This is a genomic window from Acidimicrobiales bacterium (assembly GCA_035630295.1).
GTDB lineage: Bacteria > Actinomycetota > Acidimicrobiia > Acidimicrobiales > Iamiaceae > Iamia.
In genome coordinates, this window is sequence record DASQKY010000028.1 from 1 (window position 1) to 23,474 (window position 23,474).

Below are 23,474 nucleotides of genomic sequence, written 5' to 3' on the forward strand. Positions count from 1 at the left end.
GGCCAGGGGCGTCAGGAGGCAGCAGCGCGCGTCACGCTGGAGGTCGCGGGCCTTCACCGCGCCCGGCATGCTGCCCACGTAGAGCCGGTCGTCGATGATCGACAGCTCGAGGGGGCTGACTCGGGGCCACCCGTCGGACCGCACCGTCCCGAGGAGGCACAGGCCGGTGGCCGTGGTCCGCTCCTCGAAGAACCGAGCGATCTCCGGGGCGCCGGAGCGGAGGTCGTCGAGACTGGTCATGACAGCGAACCTACGGACCGATCCCTGACAGCCGGTGTCAGCGACGCGTCCTACGATGCCCCCATGCGCGCGAGCCGCCTGGTGCAGCTGCTGCTGCTCCTGCAGACCAACGGCAAGATGACCGCCGCTCGCCTGGCCGACGAGCTCGAGGTCTCGGTGCGCACGATCTACCGCGACATCGAGGCCCTCAGCGGCGCCGGCGTGCCGATCTACGCCGAGCCCGGTCCGGGCGGCGGCGTCCGCCTCGTCGACGGCTACCGCACCCGGCTCACCGGCCTCACCGCCGAGGAGGCGGAGGCGCTCGCGCTCTCCGGCCTGCCCGGCGCCGCGTCGGAGCTGGGGCTGGGCACGGTCCTGGCCGCCGCCCAGCTGAAGGTCGACGCCGCCTTGCCGCCGGAGCTGCGCAGCCGGGCCGTGCGCATGCGCGAGCGCTTCCACCTCGACGCTCCCGGGTGGTTCCGCCGCGACGAGCCGGTCCCGCACCTGGCCGCGCTGTCCCGCGCCGTGTGGGAGGAGCAGCGGGTCGAGATCCGCTACCAGAAGCGCGACGGAGAGGTGAGCCGGGTGCTCGACCCCCTCGGTCTCGTGCTGAAGGCCGGCGTCTGGTACCTCGTCGCGCTCTCGGGCCGCACCCGCTCGTACCGCACCTTCCGGGTCGGCCGGGTCAGGAGCGTGAAGCTCCTCGACCAGGTCTGCGAGCGCCCACCTGAGTTCGACCTGGCCAGGCACTGGGCCGAGGCGCAGGAGGGCTTCCTCGACTCGTGGGAGACCGTCCCGGTGCGGGTGCGGGTGCAGGAGAACCTGGCCTGGCTGGTGCGCCACGTCCAAGACCCCCGCAGCGCGGAGTCGCTCGCCACCGCGACCGAGCCCGATGCCGAGGGCTGGATCACCTTCACCCTCCAGTTCCAGAGCTACGAGGTGGCGGGCTACGACCTCATGCGCTTCGGGGGCGACCTGGAGGTGCTCGAGCCGGCCGAGGTCCGGCAGGCGGTGGCCGACCGGGCGGCGTCGACGGTGGCGCGCTACACCGACGTGCCGGCCTGATCCGTGGCCATCGCCGACACCATCGTCTGCGTCGACTGCGGCGGCGCCTGCCATCGCATGCCGATCGACCCCCCAGAGCTGGGCTGGGAGGTGGGCGACGTCGTGGCGTACCGCTGCCGGGACTGTGCCGACATGTGGTACCTCGAGGTCACCGAGCAGGACCTGGCCGAGATCGACGATGATGCTCCGGGCTGGTTCTGAGGAGGCGAGGGTGACGAGGATCGTGCTGGACCAGGTGAACCTGGTCGTCGACGACATGGGGGCCGCCGCCGCCTTCTACCGCGACCTGGGGCTGGAGATCGACGCCGGCGGCATGCCGGAGTGGGAGCCGCACCACGTCAGCGCCCGCAACGAGGGCACCGACGTCGACATCGACAGCGCGGCGTTCGCCTCGGTGTGGAACACGGGCAGCAAGGGCACCGGCATCGTCCTGGGCTTCCGGGTCGAGTCGCGTGCCGCGGTCGACGAGCTCTACGAGCACCTGATGGAGGCGGGGCACGAGGGCCAGCAGGAGCCCTACGACGCCTTCTGGGGCGCCCGCTACGCGATCGTCACCGACCCGAGCGGCAACGCCGTCGGCCTGATGAGCCCGGTCGACCCCGAGCGCCGCACGCCGGGACCGACGCCGCCGAGCTGAGCTGCTGCTGGCGGCGCCGCGCCGTGGGCTCGAACCGCGGCCGTCAGGCGGGCTGGGCGGCCCGGCGGACCGCGGGGCGGGGCTCTCGTGCGAAGGTGGCGAGCACGCCCGCGGTGCCGAGCACCAGCGCCGACGCTGGACCCCACGCCGCGCCGGCGGCGACGGCGAGGACGACGGCCTGCACGAGGACGATGGCGCGCTGGGCGGTGGGCAGGAGCTCCTCGAGCCGTCGGTGGAGGTCGAGCATCCGCTGGGGCGTGACCAGCGAGCGACCGAGCAGGACGGCCAGCCCCCTCACCACGCCGAAGCCGGTCACGATGACGAAGGCGGCGACCGGAGAGGCGGTCAGCGCCGCCAGCCCGATCATCAGGTAGACGGCCGCCGTCGTCACGTAGGTGGCCAGGCCGACCCCGATCTGCCAGCCGAAGCCGCCCCCGTAGACCCAGCTGCGGTACTGGTCGAGCCACGTCTCGTTCACCTGCCGGGTGTGCGACGGGAGGCGGAAGCCTCCGAGGTTGAGGTCGGATGCCAGGGTGATCGCGGCCAGCACCGCCGCGATCCCCACACGCGTCGTGCCCCCGAGGTCGAGGGCGGCGACGCCCGCCGCCAGCAGCGCGGCGCCGAAGGCCAAGGTGGCGCCACCCAGAACGGCGCCGGCGATGAACCAGGCGGCGGTCGAGCCGTAGCGGTGGTTGCGACCCCGCTCGCCGATCGGCGTGATCGTGGACAGCATCGACAGCCCGCACGGCGACCAGGTGGAGCGGGCCGCCGCGGCGACGGCCACGACCGAAGCGAGCACGACGAGCAGCGCGGTCATGGCCGCGATGCTACGCGCGTCCTTCGCGCAGGTGAGCACTTCGCCGACCTCCCATCCTCGCCTCGGACGGGTAGCAGCCCGACCACCGCGAGCTCACGCACCAGTTTCCCAGCCGGGCTGCGCGTTGGCCTCCCGCGACGACCACAGGTCGAAGCACTCGAGTGCCCGCTCGAACACCCACGCGTGATCCGGGATCAGGCTGCTGGAGCGCTCCAGCTCGCGCACCTCCTCGAGCGTCGCCCACCGGATCGCGGAACCCGCCATGTCGTCACCAGGCTCCACATCACCGCCGAGGTACGTCGCCACGAACGCCGTGCAGACCATGTGCTGCACCTCGTCGTCGTAGCGCCAGGTCCACGCGTGCACCGTGCCGAGAACATCCAAGGCGACGCTGGGCCCTGCCTCCTCGGCCACCTCGCGCCGCACGGCGGCGAGGAGCGTCTCGCCAGCCTCGACGCCGCCGTTGACGATCTCCCAGCCGGGCCGCAGGCGCTTTGCTGGAGAGCTGAGCAGGAGGAACCGCCGGGAGGATGGGTCGATGATGAAGACCAGCACCGCGGCCGCAAACCCGGCGAACCGCCGCCCGTTGGCAGCGACGAGCTCGGGTTGCGATGAGGTCATCGTCGGAACGTACGCCTCAGGGGTCACATCGGGGATCACTCGCGGGTGCATCACTCGGGCAGCTGTGTGCTGGTGTCTGCGACCCTCGGCCTGAACGTGCCCACCGTCCACAGGTTGCCCTCGGGATCGCGCACATCGAGCTGGTAGCTCCCCTCGGGGAACAGCGGCGTTCGAGACAGCTGCGGTTCCCGCACGACCTCGCCGTGTGCCGCGACCACGCGGCCGTGGATCCTCGCCACGTGGGCTTCGTCGTCGGCGACCAGGGAGATGGAGCACGGCCCAACCGCTGCCCACGGGTTGTCAGCTGGCGAACGCCCCGAGACGAAGATGGCACCGTTACCCCAGACGAGCTGCGCGAACGCGAGGTTGCCTGCCGCGTCGTGGAAGACGTCCGACACGCTGAAGCCCAGCACGTCAGTCAGCCAGGCCAGCGCGACCGAAGGCGAGTCGTAGGGGATGCTCGTTGTGATCGAAGGGCCATCCACTCGCCCATCCTGCCAGCAGGCCCCAGAGCGAAGTCCGGTTCGAGCTGACCGACGTGACTCAGGCATCGAAGGCCAGCGCCACCAGCCCGAGCGTGATGAGCACTCCGCCCGTGGCGGCCGCGTAGCCGGCGAACCGGCGCGGCACGACCTGCACCGGCATCCTCCGTGAGAGGCCATCGGCGTCACCCACGACGATCAGCGTTGCCACAGCGAGGAGCAGCACACCGATCACGAGGGCACCGCGAGCCACTCGACGATGATGCCGCGTGGCGCAGGAGGCTGGAGTCGACCATGGGGCCAATGTGGCTCAAGTGGGAAGAAAACCCTGGTCAAGAGCTATTTTTGACGTGTCGGCCACATCGAACTGGTGTACGCTTGACGGATGGCCGCCGCCCTCCGGGAATCGATCCAGACCCTGGTGATCGCCTCGGAGAGCGACGCGCTGGTCGACGTCGCCCAGCAGGCTTCGGTGCTGCGGGCCAAGCTCACCCTGGCCCTGGCCGAGCTCGACCACCGAGGCGACTGGAAGCTCGACGGCTCCGCGTCGATGACCGCCTGGGTCCGCAACCACTTCGGCTGGACCAACCAGGCTGCCTCCCACGCCCTGCGCCTCGGACGACGACTCCGCGCCCTGCCCGCCACCGCGGCGGCCTGGATCACCGGAGAGCTCACCGACGCGCAGGTCGAGGTCATCGCGGCCAACGTCACCGAGGCCCGGACCCGGCTCTGGGCCGACCACGAGACCGAGCTCGTCCCGCTGCTGCGCCCGCTCGACCTGCCCGCGACGGCCATCGCGCTGCAGACCTGGGCGGCGCGGGCCGACGCCGTCCTGGACGAACCCGAACCACCTGCCCCTCCCCCCGCCGAGGCGTCGATCGCGTCCACCCTCGACGGTCGCACGTACCTCAAGGGATCCTTCGACGCCGAAGGCGGCGAGACCCTCGCCACTGCGCTGCGCATCGCCCAGTCCGGCGACCATGAGATCCCGTTGTCACAGCGGCACGGCCACGCGCTCGTCGACATCTGCCGCCACTTCCTCGACCACCAGACCACCAAGGTCCGCGGGCGGCACCGGCCCCACCTCAACATCGTGATCACCAACGACGCACTACGGGCTGGTGAGCCAGGCCGGACCCTCGACGGTCGGCCGCTCCCGGGCCTGGTGGTCCGCCAGATGGCCTGCGACGCCACCGTGCACCGCGTGATCACCGACGGCGCATCGTCGATCCTCGACTACGGGCGCGGCACCCGCACCATCCCACCCGCCCTCTACACCTCGCTGGTGCTACGGGACCTTGGCTGCCGTTTCCCGGGCTGCGATCGCCCGGTGGACTGGTGCGAAGGACACCACATCCGACACTGGGAAGACGGCGGAGCAACCCGACTCGACAACCTCGTGCTGCTCTGCTCCCGCCACCACCACGTCATCCACCAACCCGACTGGCGCCTCGAGCTGCGGCCCGACGGCACGATCATCGTCACCGAACCCACCGGCCGCCGAAGACACCACGACCCACCCGGGTCCGCCGCGGTGGCATGAAGTCCACGCCTTTCGAGACCGGCGCTCCCCTGAGACGGATGTGAGCGGCACCCATACTCTGGAACGGTGCGACACGCGACGTCCGCGGGGCTCGACGAGCTCGAACCGCTCCTGCGTCGACTGCGTGACGTGCCGGCGCTCGTCGAGAAGAAGCGGGGAGTGTTCTACAGAGGTGGCAGAGCCTTCCTCCACTTCCACGAGGATCCGTCCGGGCTCCACGCCGACCTGCGGCTGGGATCCGAGTTCGAGCGACTGCGGGTGCAGACGAGGCAGGAGCAAGAAGCACTCGTCCGACGCATCATGGCCGGGTGACGGCGACCGACCGGCGCCGCAGTGGCTGGCCGCCTTGGTCGGTTCGGCGGGCTCACGCCTCCGTGGCGGCCGACAGGAACCCGAAGTCGTCGTCGTAGAGGTCGGCGACCCGGAAGTCCGCGTCGAGCGCACGAGGTCCGCGCCGGACGAGGATCCAGTTGTCGTTGAAGCTGACCTCGGCGATGGTGTCGTTGGGAAGGGTCACCGCGAGCATCAGCTCCACGGCCAGCCGGGACAACGGCACGCTGACCGGCCCCTTCGACCGCTCACGCTCCAGGTTCCGCCGCATCTCCTCGCGCGCCGCCGCGTCCGGCCCCTCGAGGGCGATCCGGATCGCGGTTGCGACGAAGTGGTCGGTGGACCAGTCCTCGATGAGGTAGATGCCTCCGGGGCGCACCCGAGGGAACAGCACCTCGAACGAGGTCACCGTCGGCCCGTAGAGGTGGGATGCGTCGTCGATGACGAGATCGATGGGCGTGCTCCCGATCTCCGCGTCGAGGATGGACGAGATGCGGGCTCGATCCGCCTGATCCACGCCGTAGTGCGGGATCAGGCGGTCGGTGAGACCCCGCTCCTCGATGAAGGCCGACAGCGCCGCGATCGGTTCGTTCGAGAGCTCGAACGCGAGGAGCTTCGACGGCGCCGCGAGCAGCGTCAGCAGCACCAGGCTGCCGCCCTGCGCGATCCCCAGCTCGATGATGGTCGGGTTCGAGAGGCCCTCGAGCAGCTCGCGGTAGCGGTCCACGTGGTTGGGTGACTTGCAGATCGCGAAGTGATCGGAGTTCGATCTCCCTCCCAGGCTGCTCAGGAACTGGACACCGTCGATCTCGAAGCGGGCGCCTCGGATCGACACTCGTTCGATGGCTTCAGGGTCGCGGAGCACGGCGGGAGCGTAGCGAGGCTCAGGACTTGAAGAGGAAGGCCTCGTCCTCGGGCTCGAGGAAGAGGCGCAGCTCGTCCTGGAGGTCCGGGTGGGCGGACAGGTCGCCGTCGTCGGCCACCAGGCGCTCGGCGGCGGCGCGGGCGTCGAGGACGGCCTCCTTGTCGCGGCGGAGCGAGGCCAGCTTGAGATCGCTGCGGCCCTTCTGGCGCTCGGCGAAGAGCGTGCCCTCCCCCCGGATCTCCAGGTCGACCTCGGCCAGCTCGAAGCCGTCGTCGCTGGCGACGAGAGCCTCGAGCCGGGCGTTGCCCTCGGCCCGCGCCTCGGCGTCGCCCTCGGCGCCCGCGGTGCCGGTGACGAGGTAGCAGTGCGACTGGTCGGCCCCGCGACCGACCCGGCCGCGCAGCTGGTGGAGCTGGGCGATGCCGAAGCGGTCGGCGTCGAGGACGACCATGACGGTGGCGTTGGGCACGTCCACCCCCACCTCGATCACCGTGGTGGCCACCAGCACGTCGAGGGCCCCCTGGCGGAAGCGCTCCATCACCGCCTCCTTCTCGGCGCTCGGCATGCGCCCGTGCAGCATGGCCACCCGCAGCCCCTCCAGGCCGCCGACCCCCGGGGCCGTCAGCTCGTCGAAGGTCTCCTGGGCCGAGCGGGCCTCCAGCTTCTCCGACCCCTCGATCAGGGGGCACACCACGTAGGCCTGGCGCCCGGCCGCCACCTCGACCCGCACCGCCTCCCACACCGCGTCCTCGGGGTCGGGGGCCGGCAGCGCCTCGCCGGTGTCGTCGTCCTCGTCGGCCGAGTCGGTGCGGACCCACACCGTGGTGATCGGGGTCCGGCCCGGGGGCATCTCGTCCAGCACCGAGACGTCGAGGTCGCCGTAGACGGTCATGGCCGCGGTGCGGGGGATGGGGGTGGCCGTCATGACCAGCACGTCGGGGCTGGCCGTGCCCGCCCCCCGCTCCCGGAGAGCGGCCCGCTGCTCCACGCCGAAGCGGTGCTGCTCGTCCACCACCACCACCCCCAGCGAGTGGAAGGTGACCCCCTCCTGGATGAGGGAGTGGGTGCCGATGGCGATGTCGACATCCCCGCGGGCCAACCCGGCCAGGATGCGCTTGCGCTCGGTGGGCGTGGCCCGGGCGGTGAGGAGCTCGACGGCCACCGGGCGTTGGCCCAGCAGCGTGGTGCCGCCGTCGTCCACCGTCAGCCCGGCCAGCAGGGCCCGGACCCCCAGGTGGTGCTGCTCGGCCAGCACCTCGGTGGGGGCCATCAGCGCTCCCTGGTGACCGCCCTGCACCCCGACCAGGAGGGCGGTCAGGGCCACCAGGGTCTTGCCCGCCCCCACGTCGCCCTGGAGCAGCCGGTGCATGGGGTGGGGGCCGGCCAGGTCGGCGGTGATCTCGTCGATGACCCGCCGCTGGGCCCCGGTCAGGGAGAACGGCAGCCGGCCGTGGAAGTCGGCCACCAGCCGCTCCCGGTCCTCCCCCCCACCGTCGGCCCGGCCCACGTGGTGGGCGATGCCCTCGGTGGTCCGCTCCAGGGTCCGCTTGCGCAGGATGAGGGCCAGCTGGATGCGCAGCAGCTCGTCGAACACCAGGCGCTTGCGGGCCACGGTCACATCCGCCCACCCCTCGGGCTGGTGGATGCCGTGGAAGGCCCGCGTCCGCTCGACCAGGTCGTGCTCGTCGCGCACCGCGTCGGGCAGCGGCTCGGCGAAGGTGCCGGCCCGCTCCAGCACCTCGCCCATCCACCGGCCCACGTCCTGGGAGGTGATGCGGACCTTGTCGGACTGGGGGTAGACGGGCACGAAACGGCCGGTCTGGTCCCCGATCAGGTCGACGACGGGGTTGGTCATCTGGAGCTGCCCCTGGAAGGTGTCGACCTTGCCGAACAGGACGCACGTCGTCCCCGGGGGGAGCTGGCGCTCCCGCCACCCCTGGTTGAAGAAGGTGACGGTCAGGTGGCCCGAGCCGTCGGTGACGGTGGCGGTCACCAGGGTGCGGGGCGGGCGGCCCCGGGTGCGGCGGGCCGAGATCCGTCGCACCTCGGCCACCACCAGGGCCTGGTCGCCGGGGCGCAGGTCGGCGACGCGGGCCTCGTTGGTGCGGTCGATCCACCGGCGGGGGTAGTGGGTGAGCAGGTCGAGGACCGTCTCCACCTCGAAGGCCTCGGCCAGGCCCTGGGCCGCCTTGGGACCCAGGCCCTTGAGCTCGGTCACCGGGACGTGGGCGAGCTGCGACAGCCGGCGGGCCATCTCCCGACCCTATGCCGTGCCCGGCCCGGGCCCGACGGGCGCCCCCGGCCGCCTCGGGCGCCGGCGGGCCGGCACTAGCCTCGGCCCGCCATGGCCGACGACCACGCCCCGCCCGCCCCCGACGGGGCCGCCGCCGTGCTCGACGAGCTGGCCGACCGGGCCGACGCCGGGCCCCCGACCGCCGGGCCCCGCTCCCCCGCGGCCCGGGCCGTCGACGACCTGGACACCATCCGCCAGCACCTCCACGCCGCCCACCTGCGGCGGGCGGCCGGCACCGAGGTCCCCGGCGACGCCCGGCTCCGGCAGGTCAAGCGGGCCGTCAACCTGGGCCTGCGCCCCGTCACCTCCCACCAGGTGCCGTTCAACGAGGACGTGGTGGCCGCGCTGGGGCGCCTGGTCGACGTGGTCGAGGAGCTGGTCGGGTCGGTGGCCCGCAGCGACGAGCGGGCCCACCAGGTGGTGGCCCGGGCCGCGGCGGGGATCGCCACCGTGGAGGTGGGCCAGGCCGACGTGGAGGACGAGCTGGCCCGCCTGGCCGACCTGGTCGACGAGCTGGCCGCCCGCACCACGGCGGCCGAGGAGGGCCTGGCCGCCCAGCGCCAGGCCGCCGGCGCGGCCCGGGTCCGGGAGGCCACCGCCCTGCGGGCGGCGCGCGCCGCCCTGTCCGCCACCGCCACCGATCCCGAGGGGGACGCCGGGCCCGGCCTGGGGGCCCTGGCTGCCGCGGCCGAGGACGTCGAGGCCGAGCTGACGGGGCGGCTGGCCCTGGCCGGCCGGGCCACCGCCGAGGAGCTGCGGGCCCAGGCCGAGGCCGTGGCCGACGTGGTCTCCGGCGGCGCCGCCGGGGCGCCGGTGCTGGACCTGGCCTCCGGTCGGGGCGAGTGGCTGGACGCCTGGGCGGCCCGGGGCCTGGCCGCCACCGGCGTCGAGGCCGACCCCGAGGCCGCCGCCGCCCTGTCGGCCCGGGGCCACACCGTGGCCACCGGCGACCCGCTGGCCCACCTGGCCTCGGTGGCCCCCGGCTCCTGCGGGGCGGTCACCGCCGCCCTCCTGGCCGACGTGGTCGACCTGGCCACCCTGGTGGCGCTGGTCGACGGCGCCCTCCTGGCCCTCCGCCCCGGTGGTGTCCTGGTGCTCTCGGCCGCCACCCCCGGCTCGGTGGCCGCCGGGTCCCGCCTGTGGGCCGACCCCCGGCGCCGGCTGGTGCACCCCGACCTCCTGGTGGCCCTGGCCTTCGAGCGGGGCGGGGCCGAGGCCGACGTCGTGGTCCCCGGCCCGGTCGAGGGCCCGGCGCCCGACACCTACGTGCTCGCGGCCCGCACCCCGGGCGCCCCGCCCGCCGGGTGAGCGCCCCGGCCCCAGCTCGGGAGGCCAGGCGGTGACGGGCCTGCGCCTGGCCCTGGTCAAGCCCCACTTCGGGGTGGCCGGCGGCTTCGAGAGCGTGGTCGACCGGGTGGAGGCCACCCTGCGGGCCGACGGCCACCAGGTGACCCGCCTGCCCCTCGACCTGACCCGGCTGGCCCTCCAGCCCTACGGGACGGTGGTGCCGCCCGAGATCCACGCCCTGGCCCCCGAGTACGTGCGCTACCTCTCCGCCGTCGAGGTGTGCGACCGGGTGGCGCTGCGGCGCATCGACGCCGTGGTCTCCACCCAGCCACCGTCCTTCGCCGTGCCCCACCCCCGGCACCTGAGCCTGTTCTTCCACCACCAGCGCGTCTTCTACGACCTGGAGGACGTGTACCTCGAGGCCGGCTTCGCCCCCGACCCCGACCTGCACCGCCACACCGCGGCCCGGGTCCGGGCCCTGGACCGGAGCCGGCTCGACCGGGTGCGATGGTTCGCGGCCGGCTCCGAGACGGTCCGCCGCCGGCTGGGCCACTTCAACGGCATCGACCGGGTGTCGCTGTTCCACGCCGGCATCGCCGTCGACGGGACCGGGGACGTGGCCCCCGGGGCCCGCCGGGACGGGCCGGTGCTGTGCGTGGGCCGCCTGGAGTTCCCCAAGCGGCCGGAGCTGTTCGTGGCCGCCCTGCGCCGCCTGCCCCACGTGCCCGCCACCGTGGTCGGCACCGGGGGCCGGGCGGCCTGGGTGCGGGCCGTCGACCACCGCCTGGCCCGCCTTGGCACCGACCTCGACGCGGTGGACGACCGGCGCCTGTGGTGCTGCCGGCCCCACGACGACGACCCCGCCCCCGAGGGCTGGCGGTCGAACGTGGAGCTGGTGGGCCGGGTCGACGACACCACCCTGGCCCGCCTGTACGCCACCAGCCCCTGCGTGGTGGCCCCGGCCTACGACGAGGACTACGGCCTGACCGCGGTGGAGGCCATGGCCCACGGCGCGCCGGTGGTGGTGTGCGAGGACGGCGGCGGCCTGGCCGACCTGGTGGAGCACGAGGTCGACGGGCTGGTGGTGGCCCCCACCGGGGCGGCCATCGCCGCCGCCGTCGAGCGGGTGCTGACCGACGCCGACCTGGCCGAGGCCCTGGCCGTGGGAGCCCGGGCCCGGGCCGCCCGCACCACGTGGGCCCGGGCCGACGACGAGATCCGGGCCGCCCTGGCCCTGACCATGGAGGAGGCGGAGGCCGGGTGAAGGTCGCCGTCGTCGCCCCCACGCCCGTCCCCTTCACCCGGGGCGGGGCCGAGCGAGCCTGGTCCGGGCTGCACGCCGCCCTGCTGGAGGCCGGCCACGACGCGGACGTGGTCAAGCTCCCGGTCCGGGAGCGGACCCTGGCCGATCTGGCCGCCGGCTACCGGGCCTTCGCGGCCCTGGACCTGAGCCACTTCGATGCCATCGTCACCTCGAAGTACCCGGCCTGGATCTGCCCTCACCCCCACCACGTGCTGTGGATGTTCCACCCCCTCCGGGGCCTGTACGACACCTACGACCGCTTCGGCCTGCCCCTCGTGCCCGGACCGGTCGAACCCGCCCTGGCCGCCCTGCTGGCCGCGGTGGCCGGACCCCCGGCCCGGGCCGCCCTCGATGAGGTGCTGGGCCGCGTCGACGAGGCGGTGGCCGCGGTGGGCCCCGACCACTTCGAGCTGGCCATCCCCAGCCCGGTGGCCCGCCTGGTGGTGCGGTGGCTCGACCGGGTGGCCCTCGACCCCACCGGGATCGCCCGCTACGTGGCCCTGTCGCGCACCATCGCCGGCCGGGCCGACTACCTGCCCCCCGGGGCCGTCGCCCGCGTGGCCCACGCCCCGTCCGACCTGGTGGCGCCCGACGCCGACGGCCCGCCGCCGGCGCCCCCCGGGGGTCGGGAGCCGGGCTCGTACCTGTTCACCGCCAGCCGCCTGGACGGGCCCAAGCGCCTGGACCTGCTGGTGCGGGCCATGGCCCAGGTCCCCCACGACATCCCGCTCCTCATCGGGGGGACCGGGCCCGAGGAGGGGCGGCTGCGGGACCTGGCCGCCGGGGACCCCCGCATCGAGCTGCTGGGGTTCGTGCCCGACGAGGACCTGCCCGGCCTCTACGCCGGAGCCCGGGCCGTGCCCTTCGTCCCCGACGACGAGGACTACGGCCTGATCGCGGTGGAGGCCATGGCCCTGGGCACGCCCGTGGTCACCTGCACCGACAGCGGGGGGCCCACCGAGCTGGTCCACGACGGCGTCGACGGGCTGGTGGCCGCGCCCGAGCCCGAGGCCCTGGCCGCCGCCCTCCGGCGGGTCGCCGGCGACCCCGACGGCGCCGCCGCCATGGGCGAGGCGGCCCGCCGCCGGGCCCGGCGCATCACCTGGCCGGCCGTGGTCCACACCCTCCTGGGTCGGCCCGGCGCCGCCTCGCCGGCCGGGCCGGCGCCGGCCGCCCTCGCCGGTGCCCCGGCGAGCGATCCCCGTCGGGCCCGGGCCCGCACCGCGGGGCGGCCCCGGGTGGTGGTCCTGACCACGTTCCGGGTGGCGGAGCGGGGCCACGGCGGCCAGCTCCGGGCCTTCCACCTCTACGGCGCCCTGGCCCGCCACGCCGAGGTGGAGATCGTCAGCCTGACCGCCGGCGGGCCGGCCGGGTCCCGGGAGATCGCCCCCGGGCTGGTGGAGACGGCGGTGCCCCGCACCCCGGCCCACGACCGGGCCGCGGATGAGCTGACCCTGGCCCTGGGCACGCCCATGACCGACCTGGTGGCGGGCACGGCCATCGAGGCCACCCCCGAGTACCTGCGCCGCCTGCGCGACGCGGCCCGGGGGGCGGACGTGGTGGTGCTGGCCGAGCCGTACCTGCTGCCGGCCCTGGCCGCCGCCGGTGTCGAGCTGCCCTTCGTCTACGACGCCTACAACGTGGAGGGCGAGCTCAAGGCCGACGTGCTGCCGGCCACCCCCGGCGGCGACGAGGCCCTGGCCCGCATCGTGGCCGTCGAGACCGAGGCCGCCACCCGGGCCGCGGCCATCACCGCCTGCAGCGCCGAGGACGCCGAGGCCCTGGCCGCCCTGGGGCAACGACCCCGGGCCGACACCGCGGTGGTGCCCAACGGCACCGATTGCGCCGCCCTCGTCCCCCCCACCCCCGAGGACCGGGCCCGGGACGGCGAGCGCTGGCGGGCCCGGGCCGCGGCCGTCGACCCCGGCTTCGCCGCCACCCGGGCCCTGGCCGTGTTCTTCGGGAGCTGGCACCCGCCCAACCTGGCCGCCGCCGAGCTGCTCCTGGAGGTGGCCGGCCAGGTCCCGGACGTGGCCTTCGTGCTGGGCGGGCGCCACGGCGACGCCTTCGCCGGCCGGGCCCTGCCCCCCAACCTGGCCTTCGCCGGGGTGGTCTCGGACCGGGCCAAGGCCGTGCTGCTGCGCTCGGCCCAGGTGGCCCTCAACCCCATGACCTTCGGGTCGGGCACCAACCTCAAGATCATCGAGTACCTGGCCGCCGGCGTGCCCGTGGTCTCGACCGACGTGGGGGCCCGGGGCCTGGAGGTGGTGGCCGGCCAGCACCTGCTGGTGGTCGGGGCCGACGACGTGGCGGCCGGGGTGCGGGCCGTGGTCGACGACCCGGGGGCCGCCGCCCGCCGGGCCGCCGCCGGCCGGGCCCTGGTCGAGGAGCGCTACGACTGGGCGCAGGTGGGCGATCGCCTGGCCGCGGTGGTGGCCCGGGTGGCCGGCGCCCCGGTCGTCTCGGGGCCGGGAGAGGCGGTCCGGTAGCCTCGACCGCCGGCCCGCCCCCTCCCGACGGGCCCTCCCCGCTCCCCGAGGACCCGCTCCGTTGGTCGACACCGCCCCTCCCCCCCACGCCGACGAGCCCCTGGCCGGGGGGCCGCGCCGCACCGGCGACGCGGCGCCGGCGGTGGAGATCTCCCGCCGACCCAACCCGATCCAACGGTTGCGGAACGTCTGGCGCTACCGGGAGCTGCTGGGCAACCTCACCCGCAAGGAGCTGAAGGTCAAGTACAAGAACAGCGTCCTGGGCTTCGTGTGGACGCTGCTCAACCCGACCATGTACCTGGTCGTGTTCTCGGTGGTGTTCCAGAAGGTGCTGAAGGTCCAGGTCCCGGACTACGCCATCTACTTCCTGTCCGGGCTGCTGGTGTGGAACTTCTTCTCCGCCGCCCTGAACGGCGGCACCACCTCCATCACCGCCAACGCCCAGCTGGTCCAGAAGGTCTGGTTCCCCCGGGAGATCCTGCCCCTGGCCGCCATCGGCGCCGCCGTGGTCCACTTCCTGCTGCAGACCGTCGTGCTGCTCGGAGCGCTGTTGGTGTTCCGCCGGGTCCCGTCGTGGGACCACATGATCGCCGTGCCGGTGGCCTTCCTGGTGCTGCTGGTGCTGGCCTCGGCCCTGGCCGTGGCCCTGGCCGCCGTCAACGTCTACCTGCGCGACACCCAGCACCTGCTGGAGCTGGGCCTGTTGGCCTGGTTCTGGTTGTCGGCCATCGTCTACCCCTACCGGCTGGTGGCCGAGACCCTGGGCCCGTCCCGGGAGTGGCTGGCGTCGCTGAACCCCATCATCCCCATCGTGGTCACCTTCCAGAAGGTGCTCTACAACCCGGCCGAGGCCCCGTTCGGCTGGTACACCAACCCCCGGCCCGACGGCACCGCCACCGCCTTCGACCCCACCGGCGCCATCCCCGACCAGACGCCGCCGGCCCTGGTCCACCACCCCCTCGAGTGGTACCTGACCCGCCTGGGCCTGGTGGGCATCGTGGCCGTGGCCCTGCTGTTCGGGGCGCTGTGGCTCTTCGGGCGGCTCGAGGACAACCTGGCCGAGGAGATCTGAGCGTGACCGACGCCATCACCGTCGACCGGGTGACCAAGCAGTTCAAGATCGCCCGGGACAAGCCCAAGTCGGCCAAGGAGCGGGTGATCCGGGCCGGGCGCATCGAGTACGACGAGTTCCACGCCCTGCGCGACGTCAGCTTCGACGTGGCCCAGGGGGAGACGGTGGCCATCCTAGGCCACAACGGCAGCGGCAAGTCCACCCTGCTCAAGTGCGTGGCCGGCACCCTGCGCCCCACCTCCGGCTCCATCACCACCCGGGGCCGCATGGCGGCCATGCTGGAGCTGGGCGCCGGGTTCCACCCCGACCTGACCGGCCGCGAGAACATCTACCTGAACGGCTCGATCCTGGGCTTCTCCAAGGCCCAGATCGCCGAGATCTTCGACGACATCGTGGCCTTCGCCGAGCTGGAGGGGTTCATCGACCTCCAGGTCAAGCACTACTCGACCGGCATGTACGCCCGGCTGGGCTTCGCAGTGGCCATCAACGTGGAGCCCGACGTCCTGCTCATCGACGAGGTCCTCTCGGTGGGCGACGAGGCCTTCCAGCGCAAGTGCATCGACCGGGTGCGGCGCCTCCAGCGCGAGGGCCGCACCCTGCTGCTGGTCACCCACGTCACCGACCTGGTGCGCCAGATCGCCGATCGGGCGGTGGTGCTCGACCACGGGGTCCAGGTGGCCGACGGCCCGCCCGGCGAGGCCATCCGCACCTTCCGCGACACCCTGGCCGCCCGGGGCGTGGCCATCCCCGAGCTGGCCGCCGAGGACGCCGACCACGTGCCCCCCGTCGCCATCGACCCGGCCACCGGCGAGGTCCCCGTGGTGGTCCCCGAGCCCGAGCTGGTGCCCGTGCCGGGGGCGACGGTGGCCATCACCGGCATCACCTTCGAGTACCCCGAGGGCCAGGACGCGCTCCGCCCCGGCCAGCCCATGACGATGTGCGTCGGCTACTCGGCCACCGGGCTGATCCGGGACGTGGCCTTCGCGGTGGAGATCTTCGACGAGGCCGGCAACCGGCTCATGGGCACCACCACCGACGTGCTGGAGCAGCCCCTCCACGCCGTGGACGTGGAGGGCAGCGTGAACTTCGTCTTCGACCAGGTGCCCCTGCTCGACGGGCGGTTCCTGGTGACGGCGAAGATCCACACCCACGACGGCGGCACCGTCTACGACGAGCGCGAGTTCGAGGACAGCTTCGCGGTGATGAACCCCACCCGGGCTCTGGGCACCGTCCACTTCCCCATCAAGATCGAGCACATCTACAACTTCTAGGGGTGGCGGCCGAGCGGGCCGACACCTGACAGGAGTAGGGTCGGACCGTGGTTGCGCGCGCGGAGACGGCCATCGGCGGCTGGCCCATCGGGGGCTCGATGCGACGAGACGACCCCGGTGGCCCATGAGCGCGGGGCCGGCCGGCCGGCGTCGCAAGCCTCCGCCGCGCTCGGCTGACCTCCGGGCCGCCCGCCTGGTCGACCTGCTGCTGCGGCTGCACCGGGGCGGGACGGCCACCGCCCCCGAGCTGGCCGAGGACATGAAGGTGGCGGTCCGCACCATCTACCGGGACCTGTCCGACCTGCAGGTGGCCGGGTTCCCCATCTGGACCGGGACCGGCCCCGGGGCGGGGGCCCGCCTGGTCGACGGGTGGCTGTCGCGCATGGAGGGCCTCACCCCGGACGAGGCCACCGCGGTGATGCTGCGGGCCACCCCGGTCACAGCCGGGCAGCTGGGGCTGGCCACCGCCGCGGTCAGCGCCCGCTCCCGGGGCAAGGGCGCGCCCCCCGACGTGAAGGAGCGGGCCGAGGCCCTGGCCGAGCGGTGCCTGCTCGACGCCCCGGGGTGGTTCCAGCGCCCCGACGACGTGCCCCACCTGGCCGCCCTGTCGTGCGCGGTGTGGGACGGGTACCGCGTCGAGGTCGGCTACGGGCGGGGCGACAGCGAGGTCACCCATCTCGTCGATCCCCTGGGCCTGGTCCTCCGCTCCGGCCGTTGGTACGCGGTGGCCGCCGTGGACGGCGTGCCCCGCAGCTACCGGGTCAACCGCATCACCCGGGTGGCGCCCGGTGACGTGCCGGTGCGCCGACCCGACGGGTTCGTCCTCTCGGAGTGGTGGACCGACTCGCCGGCCCAGCTCGACGGGGCGGTGTCACCGCCCGGCCTGACCCTGCGCCTCTCGACCCGGGCCCTGGGCCGCCTGCACGAGGTGGTCGAACCGGTCATGGCCCAGCACGCCATCGACGGGGCGTCGCCGCCCGACGACGAGGGCTGGTTCACGGTGACCCTGGCCTCCGACGGCACAGAGGTCGCCCCGGAGCGCCTCTTGGCCCTGGGCGATGGCGTCGAGGTCGTGGCCCCGCCGGCGCTGCGGGCCACGGTGGCCACCCTGGCCCAGGCCCTCCTCGCCCGCCACACCTGACCCGGTGTCCACCGCCCGGTCGCCCCGGGGCGCCCACCGCTAACCTCTCGTCGCTTGCGCTCTGTGCGTGACGGGAAGGAACACATGGGTCGTGGTCATGGGCGTGGGACGAAGGTGCGCAGCGCGCTCGTGCTGGCGCTGGTGGCGACGGGGCTGACCTTCGCCGTGGGTGGGTCGCCGGCGGCGGCGGCGTCGATCACGGTCAACACCGCGGCCGACATCGCGCCCAACGGGTCGGGCGTCTTCCCCAACGACAACCTGTGCTCGCTGCGCGCTGCCATCCAGGCCGCCCAGAGCGGGTCGAACGCACACGACGTCAACTGCTCCACCGGCTCGCCGGTGCCGAACACCCTCGACGTCATCCAGATCGACGCCACCCTGACCGGCCAGACGATGACGCTCACCTACGCCATCAGCGGCGTCGTCCAGCCGCTCCCGATCATCGACGGCCTCACCAACCCGCTGTCGATCGTCGGCCCCACCACCAACGCGGCCCACTTCGTCATCAGCGGCGGCGACGCGGTGCGGCCCTTCCTGGTCGGCTTCCTCAACGTCTCACCGGGCGTGCTCACCCTGGCCAACCTGACCGTGGCCGACGGCAACGCCGCCAACGGCCTGGCCGCGGCGCCGGCCGTCAACGGCGACGGCGGCGCCATGTACGCCGGTCACGGGTCGCAACTGACCTTCGACAACGTCGTCTTCCGCGACAACTCGGCCAGCGCCCGGGGCGGCGCCGTCTACGCCATCTCACCGACGATCACCAACGACGGCGGCGCCTACCGGCAGAACAGCGCCAACCAGGGCGGGGCCATCTTCCTCGAGGAGGGTCCGTCGACGTTCAACGGTTACGCCATGCTCCTCCAGGGCAACTCGGCCACCGACCGGGGTGGCGCCATCGCCTCCAACCCCGGGGCCTCCAACCCCTTCATCCACATCGAGCGCAGCCTGATCCGCGACAACACGTCGCCCAACGGCGGCGTGATGTACATCCAGCCGGTCGGCGCGCCGAGCGAAGTGACCTTCGAGCTGGAGGACAGCACGATCACGGGCAACTCGTCGGTCTTCCTCAGCACCGCCACCACCCAGAAGTACAACTTCGAGCGCTCGACGTTCGTCAACACCGGGGTGATCTTCGACGGGACCGGCGGCGGGACCGTCTCCAACTCGATCATCAAGGACAGCAGCTGCGCCACCAACGTCGACGTCTCGAACTACGTCGGCACCCGGAACCTCATCTCGGCCGGGCCCTGCGCCCTCAGCGGCATGGGCAGCCTGGGCGCCGTGACCAACCTGTCACCCACGCTGGCCCAGAACGGCGGTCCCGAGGTCCAGCAGACCTTCGCCCTGTTGGTCGGCTCGAACGCCATCGACAACGGGAGCTCGACCTACTGCGGCACCATCGACGCCCGTTCGGTCACCCGCGGCCTCGACGGCGACGGCACGCCCAACAGCCCGCAGACCGGCGACTGCGACATCGGCGCCTACGAGTACGCCGAGTTCGTCGTCAACTTCGTGACCGGCACCAGCTCGGTCAACGAGAACGCCGGCACCGTCAACGTCCAGGTGAGGTTGAGGATCCTCAACCCGTCGGTCCCGACGCTGACCAGCGCCCTGATCATCCCGGTCACCAGCCACCCGACCTCCACCGCGACCAGGGGGGCGGGGCACGACTTCACCGCCCCCACCAGCGTCACCTTCCCGGCCGGCTCCGCCGACGGCGCCATCGCCAACTACACGGTGACGGTCCTGCAGGACGACGTGGCCGAGCTGTTCGGCGAGCTGGCCCTGCTCGACCTGGGCCTGGCGCCGGGCGCGGTGGTGGCCGAGCCCAAGCGCCACACCCTGTCCATCCAGGACGACGACCAGGCCGGCGTCATCGTCGACGACGGCGGCAACGGCACCACCATCGCCGAGGCCACGCCGGCCGTCGGCGACACCTTCGTCGTCCGGCTCCAGTCCCGACCCGACCGCGAGCTGCTGAACCCGGCCGCCCCCGGCGACCCGGCGTCCTACGGCCCGCCCGCCAACGTCGAGATGACCATCCGGCCCGACCGGGACTGCACCGTCACCTCGGGCGGCCTCACCGCCACCCCGACCAACCCCATCGTGGTGACCATCGCCAACGCCGACTGGCAGATCGGACGCACCCTCACCGTCAACGCCGTCGACGATCCGTGGGACGAGGATCTGAGGGTCGAGACGGCGCCCCACGTCTGCGAGGTCCGCTTCACCTTCGACAGCGCCGATCCCATCTACGACGTCACCCAGGACGCCTACGAGGTCGACGTGCTCGACAACGACGTGGCCGGCGTCAACGTCGACGTCGTCAGCGGCGGACCGGACCCGCTGGCCGAGGGCAGCACCGACGCCCGCACCTACAGCGTGAGCCTCGACACCCCGCCCGATCCGGGCAAGCCGCTGCCCAACCCGGCCCGGGGCCCGACCACCATCACCTTCGACCCCATCGCCGGGTGCACGGTGGGGGCCGGTGACGGGGTGCCCAAGACCTTGTCGTTCACCGGGGCCACCTTCTCCACCATCCAGCAGGTCTCGCTCCAGCCCGTCCAGAACCTGGTGGTCGAGCTGGCCCGCACCTGCACCGCCACCACCTCGATCGACAGCCCCGACCCCGTGTACGACGACCTCGGGAACGCCCCGGCGTTCGCCGGCACGCCGCCCGGGCTGACCGCCTCCGTGCAGGACTACGACCCGCCGACCATCACCGACGACCCGCCCTTCGTCATCGTCACCACCGACGCCGGGAACGGCGCCGAGGTCGACGAGGGCAGCCCGGCCACCCCCGACACCATCTCGGTGGTGCTGGAGCGGGCGCCGCTGGGCGCCAACGTCACGGTCACCCTCTCGGCCGCCTCCGACCCCGTCATCGCCGGGCCGCAGCTGACCGTGAACCGGTCCAGCACCCCGCCCGGGGCCACGGCGAGCCTCGTCTTCACGCCGTTGAACTGGAACGTGCCCCAGCAGGTCGAGGTCCGTGCCGTCGACGACGACTACGACGAGGCCGACCCCCACGACTGGACCCTCTCCACCGAGATCTCCTCCGCCGCCCCCGGGTTCTCGAGCACGGCGCTGCGCCGCATCGTCCTGGACGGCGTCGAGGTGTCGGGTACCGCGTCGGTCCCCGTCGAGATCGCCGACGGCGACACCTCCGAGGTCGTGGCCCTGGCCACCGGCGGCGGCACCGCGGTGGCCGAGGCCGGCGCCACCGACACCGTCACCGTCCAGCTCGCCACCCACCCGTACGCGGACGTGACCGTCACGGTCACCGCCGACGCCCAGTGCACCGTGGACGGCGGGGCCACCAAGGTGGTCGAGCTCGCCGCCGCCGACTGGGACACGCCCGTCTCGGTGGCGGTGGCCGCCCTCGACGACATGCTGGTGGAGGACAGCCCCCACCCCTGCGGGCTGACCTTCGCAGCGGCCAGCACCGACGGGCTCTACCAGGGCCTCACCGACGACCTCGACGTCGACGTCACCGACGACGAGGTGGCCGAGGTGCGCGTCAGCACCAACGGCGGCGTCACCGTCACCGAGGGCGGGACGACCGACACGGTGGACGTGGTGCTCTCGAGCGAACCCCAGGGGGACGTGACCGTCACCTTCGCCCACGCCGGCCAGACCACCTCACCGGCCTCGATCACCTTCACGTCGTCGAACTGGGACACCCCCCAGGCGGTCACCATCACCGCCGTCGACGACGACCTCGACGAGCCCGACGCCAACACCTCGGTGTCGCTGGGGATCACCACCACGGCCCCCGGCTACGCCACCCGGGGCACGGTGGTCGTCGACGGTGTCCCCGGCTCGACCGTCGCCGCCATGGTCATCGACGACGACGTCCCCGGCGTCACGGTGACGCCGACGGCCCTCGACCTGGAGGAGGGCGGCGCAGCCGACACCTACACCGTCGTCCTCGACAGCGAGCCCACCGCCACCGTCACGGTGGGGGTGTCCGCCACCGGCCTGTGCTCGGCCGGTCCGGCCAGCCTCACCTTCACCGCCGCCGACTGGGACACCCCGCAGACGGTGACGGTCACGCCCGGCGAGGACGACGTGGACCAGGAGCTCACGTGCGTGGTCGGCCACAGCGTGACCTCCATCGACCCCGGCTACACCGGGCTGGTCCCGGCCAGCGCCAGTGGGGCGGTCGACGACGACGACACCGCCGGCATCCAGGCGTCGCCCGCCGCCCTCGAGCTGGTCGAGTCGGGCGACCCGGACACCTACACCATCGTCCTGGGGTCCGAGCCCACCGCCTCGGTCGGCGTCGCCCTCGCCGCCACCGGCCTGTGCTCGGTCGCCCCTGCCAGCCTCACCTTCACCGCCGCCGACTGGGACACGCCCCAGACGGTGACGGTCACGCCCGGCGACGACGACATCGTCCACGCCCAGCAGTGCACCGTCGGCCACACCGTCACCAGCGCCGATGCCAGCTACGCGGCCCTCACCCTGGCCGACGCCTCCGGCGCCGTGGCCGATGACGACGACGCCGGTGTGAGCATCGTGACCGGCGGGCCCCTCACCCTCCACGAGGCGACCCCCGGCACCACCGCCAGCTACACCGTCGTGCTCGACACCGAGCCGGTGGCCGACGTGGTCGTCGCCCTGGCCACCGCCGACGGGCAGGCCACGGCGACCCCGACGCCGCTGACCTTCACCGCCGCCGACTGGGACACGCCGCAGACCGTGACCGTGACCGTCGTGGACGACACGCTGGTCGAGGGCAGCGGCCACGAGGGCGTCATCACCCACACGGTGACCAGCACCGACCCGGCCTACGACGCCCTGGTGCCGTCGGTCGACGAGGTCGTCGTCACCATCGGCGACGACGAGACCACCACCACGGTCACCGCCTCCTCGCCGGCCAACGACCAGACCCCGGTCGTGGCCACCGCCACGGTGGCGGGCGGCGACGACCCCCGCACCGGCACGGTCCAGTTCGCCGTCGACGGTACGCCGGTCGGCGCCCCGGTGGCCGTGACCGACGACGGGGCCCAGCTCGACCTCGGCGTCCTCGCCCCGGGCGCCCGGACCATCACCGCCACCTACGGCGGCGACGCCCTCCACGACTCCTCGACCGGCCAGGTCGAGGTCACCGTCGCCGTCGTGCCCGAGTCCGTCGACGACGCCGTCACCCTCGACGAGGACGGCGGCGAGAGCGTCATCGACGTCCTGGCCAACGACGTGGGCGTGACCGGGGTCGAGCCCGACTCGTGGACCCAGGGCCAGCACGGCGCCGTGACGTGCGACCTGGGCGAGTGCTCCTACACGCCGGAGCCCGACTTCAACGGCACCGACACCTTCACCTACCAGGCGACCAACGGCGCCGAGGTGGCCGACCCGGCCGCCACCGTGACCGTCACGGTCACCACCGTGAACGACAGCCCCGAGCCCGGGACGATCGCCCTCACCGTGACCGAGGGCGAGCCGGTCACGTTCGACCTCCTGGCCGGGGCCAGCGACCCCGACGGCGATCCCCTCACCGTGGCCAGCTACCAGCAGCCTGCCCACGGCACCGTCACGTGCACCGAAGCGGGATCGTGCACCTACACGCCGACGCCCGGCTACGTCGGGGCCGACTCGTTCACCTACGTCCTCTCCGACGGCGCCGAGGCCACGTCCGGCTCCGACGTGCGAGCCAGCCGGCGCGAGGCCGCCGGCGCCGAGGCGACGCCCGGCTCCGACGTGCGGGCCAGCCGCGAGGCCGCCCAGACCGAGGCCACCGCCACCATCCAGGTCACCGCCGGGACGGACCCCGACGACCCCGACGGACCCGGCCCCGGCGGCCCTCGCTCCGACTCGGTCAGGCCCGGCTCGGACTACCGCTCCACCGGGCCTGGCTCGGGCTACGGCTCGCTCTCCAACACCGGCGCCCCCCTCATGGTGCTCCTCGCCGGTGCCCTCGCCCTCCTCCTCGCCGGCGCCCTCGCCCTCCTCACCAGCCGCCCCCGCCGCCGCCCCACCCGATAGCCCTTCCGGCCCAGCTTCCAAAGGGCCCGGACCGGTGCTGGCGCATCGGCC

Annotated in this window: 19 protein-coding genes; 12 read left to right on the top strand and 7 right to left on the bottom strand. The window is 73.6% G+C overall.

The genetic code is table 11. The annotated features are described in order from the left end of the window. Nucleotides 1-240 (bottom strand): pyridoxamine 5'-phosphate oxidase family protein (locus tag VEW93_07350; protein HYI61605.1); only part of this gene is annotated, 240 nt, incomplete at its 3' end. Nucleotides 241-303: 63 nt separating this feature from the next. Between VEW93_07350 and VEW93_07355 the strand changes: the two genes are divergently transcribed. From VEW93_07355 to VEW93_07365, 3 genes are read left to right on the top strand one after another with little or no spacing between them, the layout of a single operon-like run. Beyond that, nucleotides 304-1,284, top strand: coding sequence for a YafY family protein (locus tag VEW93_07355; protein ID HYI61606.1), 981 nt, complete (start codon nucleotides 304-306; stop codon nucleotides 1,282-1,284). Between the two features lie 3 nt (nucleotides 1,285-1,287). After that, entirely contained in the window at nucleotides 1,288-1,485 is a 198-nt protein-coding gene (locus VEW93_07360) for a hypothetical protein (GenBank protein ID HYI61607.1), read from the top strand. A 10-nt stretch (nucleotides 1,486-1,495) separates the two neighbouring features. Further along, entirely contained in the window at nucleotides 1,496-1,921 is a 426-nt protein-coding gene (locus VEW93_07365; protein HYI61608.1) for a VOC family protein, read from the top strand. A gap of 43 nt (nucleotides 1,922-1,964) precedes the next feature. On the opposite strand, the gene VEW93_07370 is transcribed toward VEW93_07365, so the two are convergent. From VEW93_07370 to VEW93_07385, 4 genes are all read right to left on the bottom strand, one after another. Further along, entirely contained in the window at nucleotides 1,965-2,738 is a 774-nt protein-coding gene (locus VEW93_07370; GenBank protein HYI61609.1) for a hypothetical protein, read from the bottom strand. A gap of 93 nt (nucleotides 2,739-2,831) precedes the next feature. Beyond that, nucleotides 2,832-3,359, bottom strand: a complete 528-nt coding sequence (locus tag VEW93_07375) for an NUDIX hydrolase (protein ID HYI61610.1) — start codon at nucleotides 3,357-3,359, stop codon at nucleotides 2,832-2,834. Between the two features lie 50 nt (nucleotides 3,360-3,409). Beyond that, nucleotides 3,410-3,844, bottom strand: a complete 435-nt coding sequence (locus tag VEW93_07380; GenBank protein ID HYI61611.1) for a VOC family protein — start codon at nucleotides 3,842-3,844, stop codon at nucleotides 3,410-3,412. 58 nt (nucleotides 3,845-3,902) lie between these two features. Next, on the bottom strand, nucleotides 3,903-4,094 hold the full coding sequence (locus tag VEW93_07385; GenBank protein HYI61612.1) for a hypothetical protein: 192 nt from the start codon (nucleotides 4,092-4,094) through the stop codon (nucleotides 3,903-3,905). Between the two features lie 132 nt (nucleotides 4,095-4,226). Here VEW93_07385 and VEW93_07390 point away from each other — a divergent pair, with 132 nt between their 5' ends. Together VEW93_07390 and VEW93_07395 are read left to right on the top strand one after the other, a co-directional pair. Further along, nucleotides 4,227-5,384 (top strand): DUF222 domain-containing protein, encoded by a 1,158-nt coding sequence (locus VEW93_07390; GenBank protein ID HYI61613.1) that lies wholly within the window; start codon nucleotides 4,227-4,229, stop codon nucleotides 5,382-5,384. A gap of 66 nt (nucleotides 5,385-5,450) precedes the next feature. Continuing rightward, nucleotides 5,451-5,696 (top strand): hypothetical protein, encoded by a 246-nt coding sequence (locus VEW93_07395; protein ID HYI61614.1) that lies wholly within the window; start codon nucleotides 5,451-5,453, stop codon nucleotides 5,694-5,696. A 52-nt stretch (nucleotides 5,697-5,748) separates the two neighbouring features. Here the strand turns inward: VEW93_07395 and VEW93_07400 are convergent, their stop codons facing one another. Next, on the bottom strand, nucleotides 5,749-6,579 hold the full coding sequence (locus VEW93_07400) for a class I SAM-dependent methyltransferase (protein HYI61615.1): 831 nt from the start codon (nucleotides 6,577-6,579) through the stop codon (nucleotides 5,749-5,751). Between the two features lie 19 nt (nucleotides 6,580-6,598). Next, nucleotides 6,599-8,833 carry an ATP-dependent DNA helicase RecG gene (gene recG, locus VEW93_07405; GenBank protein ID HYI61616.1) on the bottom strand — a complete coding sequence of 745 codons (2,235 nt, stop codon included), beginning with the start codon at nucleotides 8,831-8,833 and terminating at the stop codon, nucleotides 6,599-6,601. A gap of 90 nt (nucleotides 8,834-8,923) precedes the next feature. Between recG and VEW93_07410 the strand changes: the two genes are divergently transcribed. The 7 genes from VEW93_07410 to VEW93_07440 all read left to right on the top strand — a co-directional run bounded on the left by VEW93_07410 (nucleotide 8,924) and on the right by VEW93_07440 (nucleotide 23,423). Beyond that, nucleotides 8,924-10,180, top strand: a complete 1,257-nt coding sequence (locus VEW93_07410; protein ID HYI61617.1) for a hypothetical protein — start codon at nucleotides 8,924-8,926, stop codon at nucleotides 10,178-10,180. A 31-nt stretch (nucleotides 10,181-10,211) separates the two neighbouring features. After that, nucleotides 10,212-11,423 (top strand): glycosyltransferase family 4 protein, encoded by a 1,212-nt coding sequence (locus VEW93_07415; GenBank protein HYI61618.1) that lies wholly within the window; start codon nucleotides 10,212-10,214, stop codon nucleotides 11,421-11,423. Then, nucleotides 11,420-13,951, top strand: a complete 2,532-nt coding sequence (locus VEW93_07420) for a glycosyltransferase family 4 protein (protein HYI61619.1) — start codon at nucleotides 11,420-11,422, stop codon at nucleotides 13,949-13,951. The genes VEW93_07415 and VEW93_07420 overlap by 4 nt, the downstream gene beginning before the upstream one ends. A gap of 61 nt (nucleotides 13,952-14,012) precedes the next feature. Next, the gene (locus VEW93_07425; protein HYI61620.1) at nucleotides 14,013-15,023 is read left to right on the top strand and encodes an ABC transporter permease; all 1,011 of its coding nucleotides are present in this window, start codon (nucleotides 14,013-14,015) and stop codon (nucleotides 15,021-15,023) included. Between the two features lie 2 nt (nucleotides 15,024-15,025). Next, the gene (locus VEW93_07430; GenBank protein HYI61621.1) at nucleotides 15,026-16,294 is read left to right on the top strand and encodes an ABC transporter ATP-binding protein; all 1,269 of its coding nucleotides are present in this window, start codon (nucleotides 15,026-15,028) and stop codon (nucleotides 16,292-16,294) included. A 124-nt stretch (nucleotides 16,295-16,418) separates the two neighbouring features. Continuing rightward, nucleotides 16,419-17,435, top strand: a complete 1,017-nt coding sequence (locus VEW93_07435; GenBank protein HYI61622.1) for a WYL domain-containing protein — start codon at nucleotides 16,419-16,421, stop codon at nucleotides 17,433-17,435. Between the two features lie 114 nt (nucleotides 17,436-17,549). Further along, nucleotides 17,550-23,423: an Ig-like domain-containing protein gene (locus VEW93_07440; GenBank protein ID HYI61623.1), complete on the top strand. Its 5,874-nt coding sequence runs from the start codon at nucleotides 17,550-17,552 to the stop codon at nucleotides 23,421-23,423. The last annotated feature ends 51 nt before the right edge of the window (nucleotides 23,424-23,474 follow it).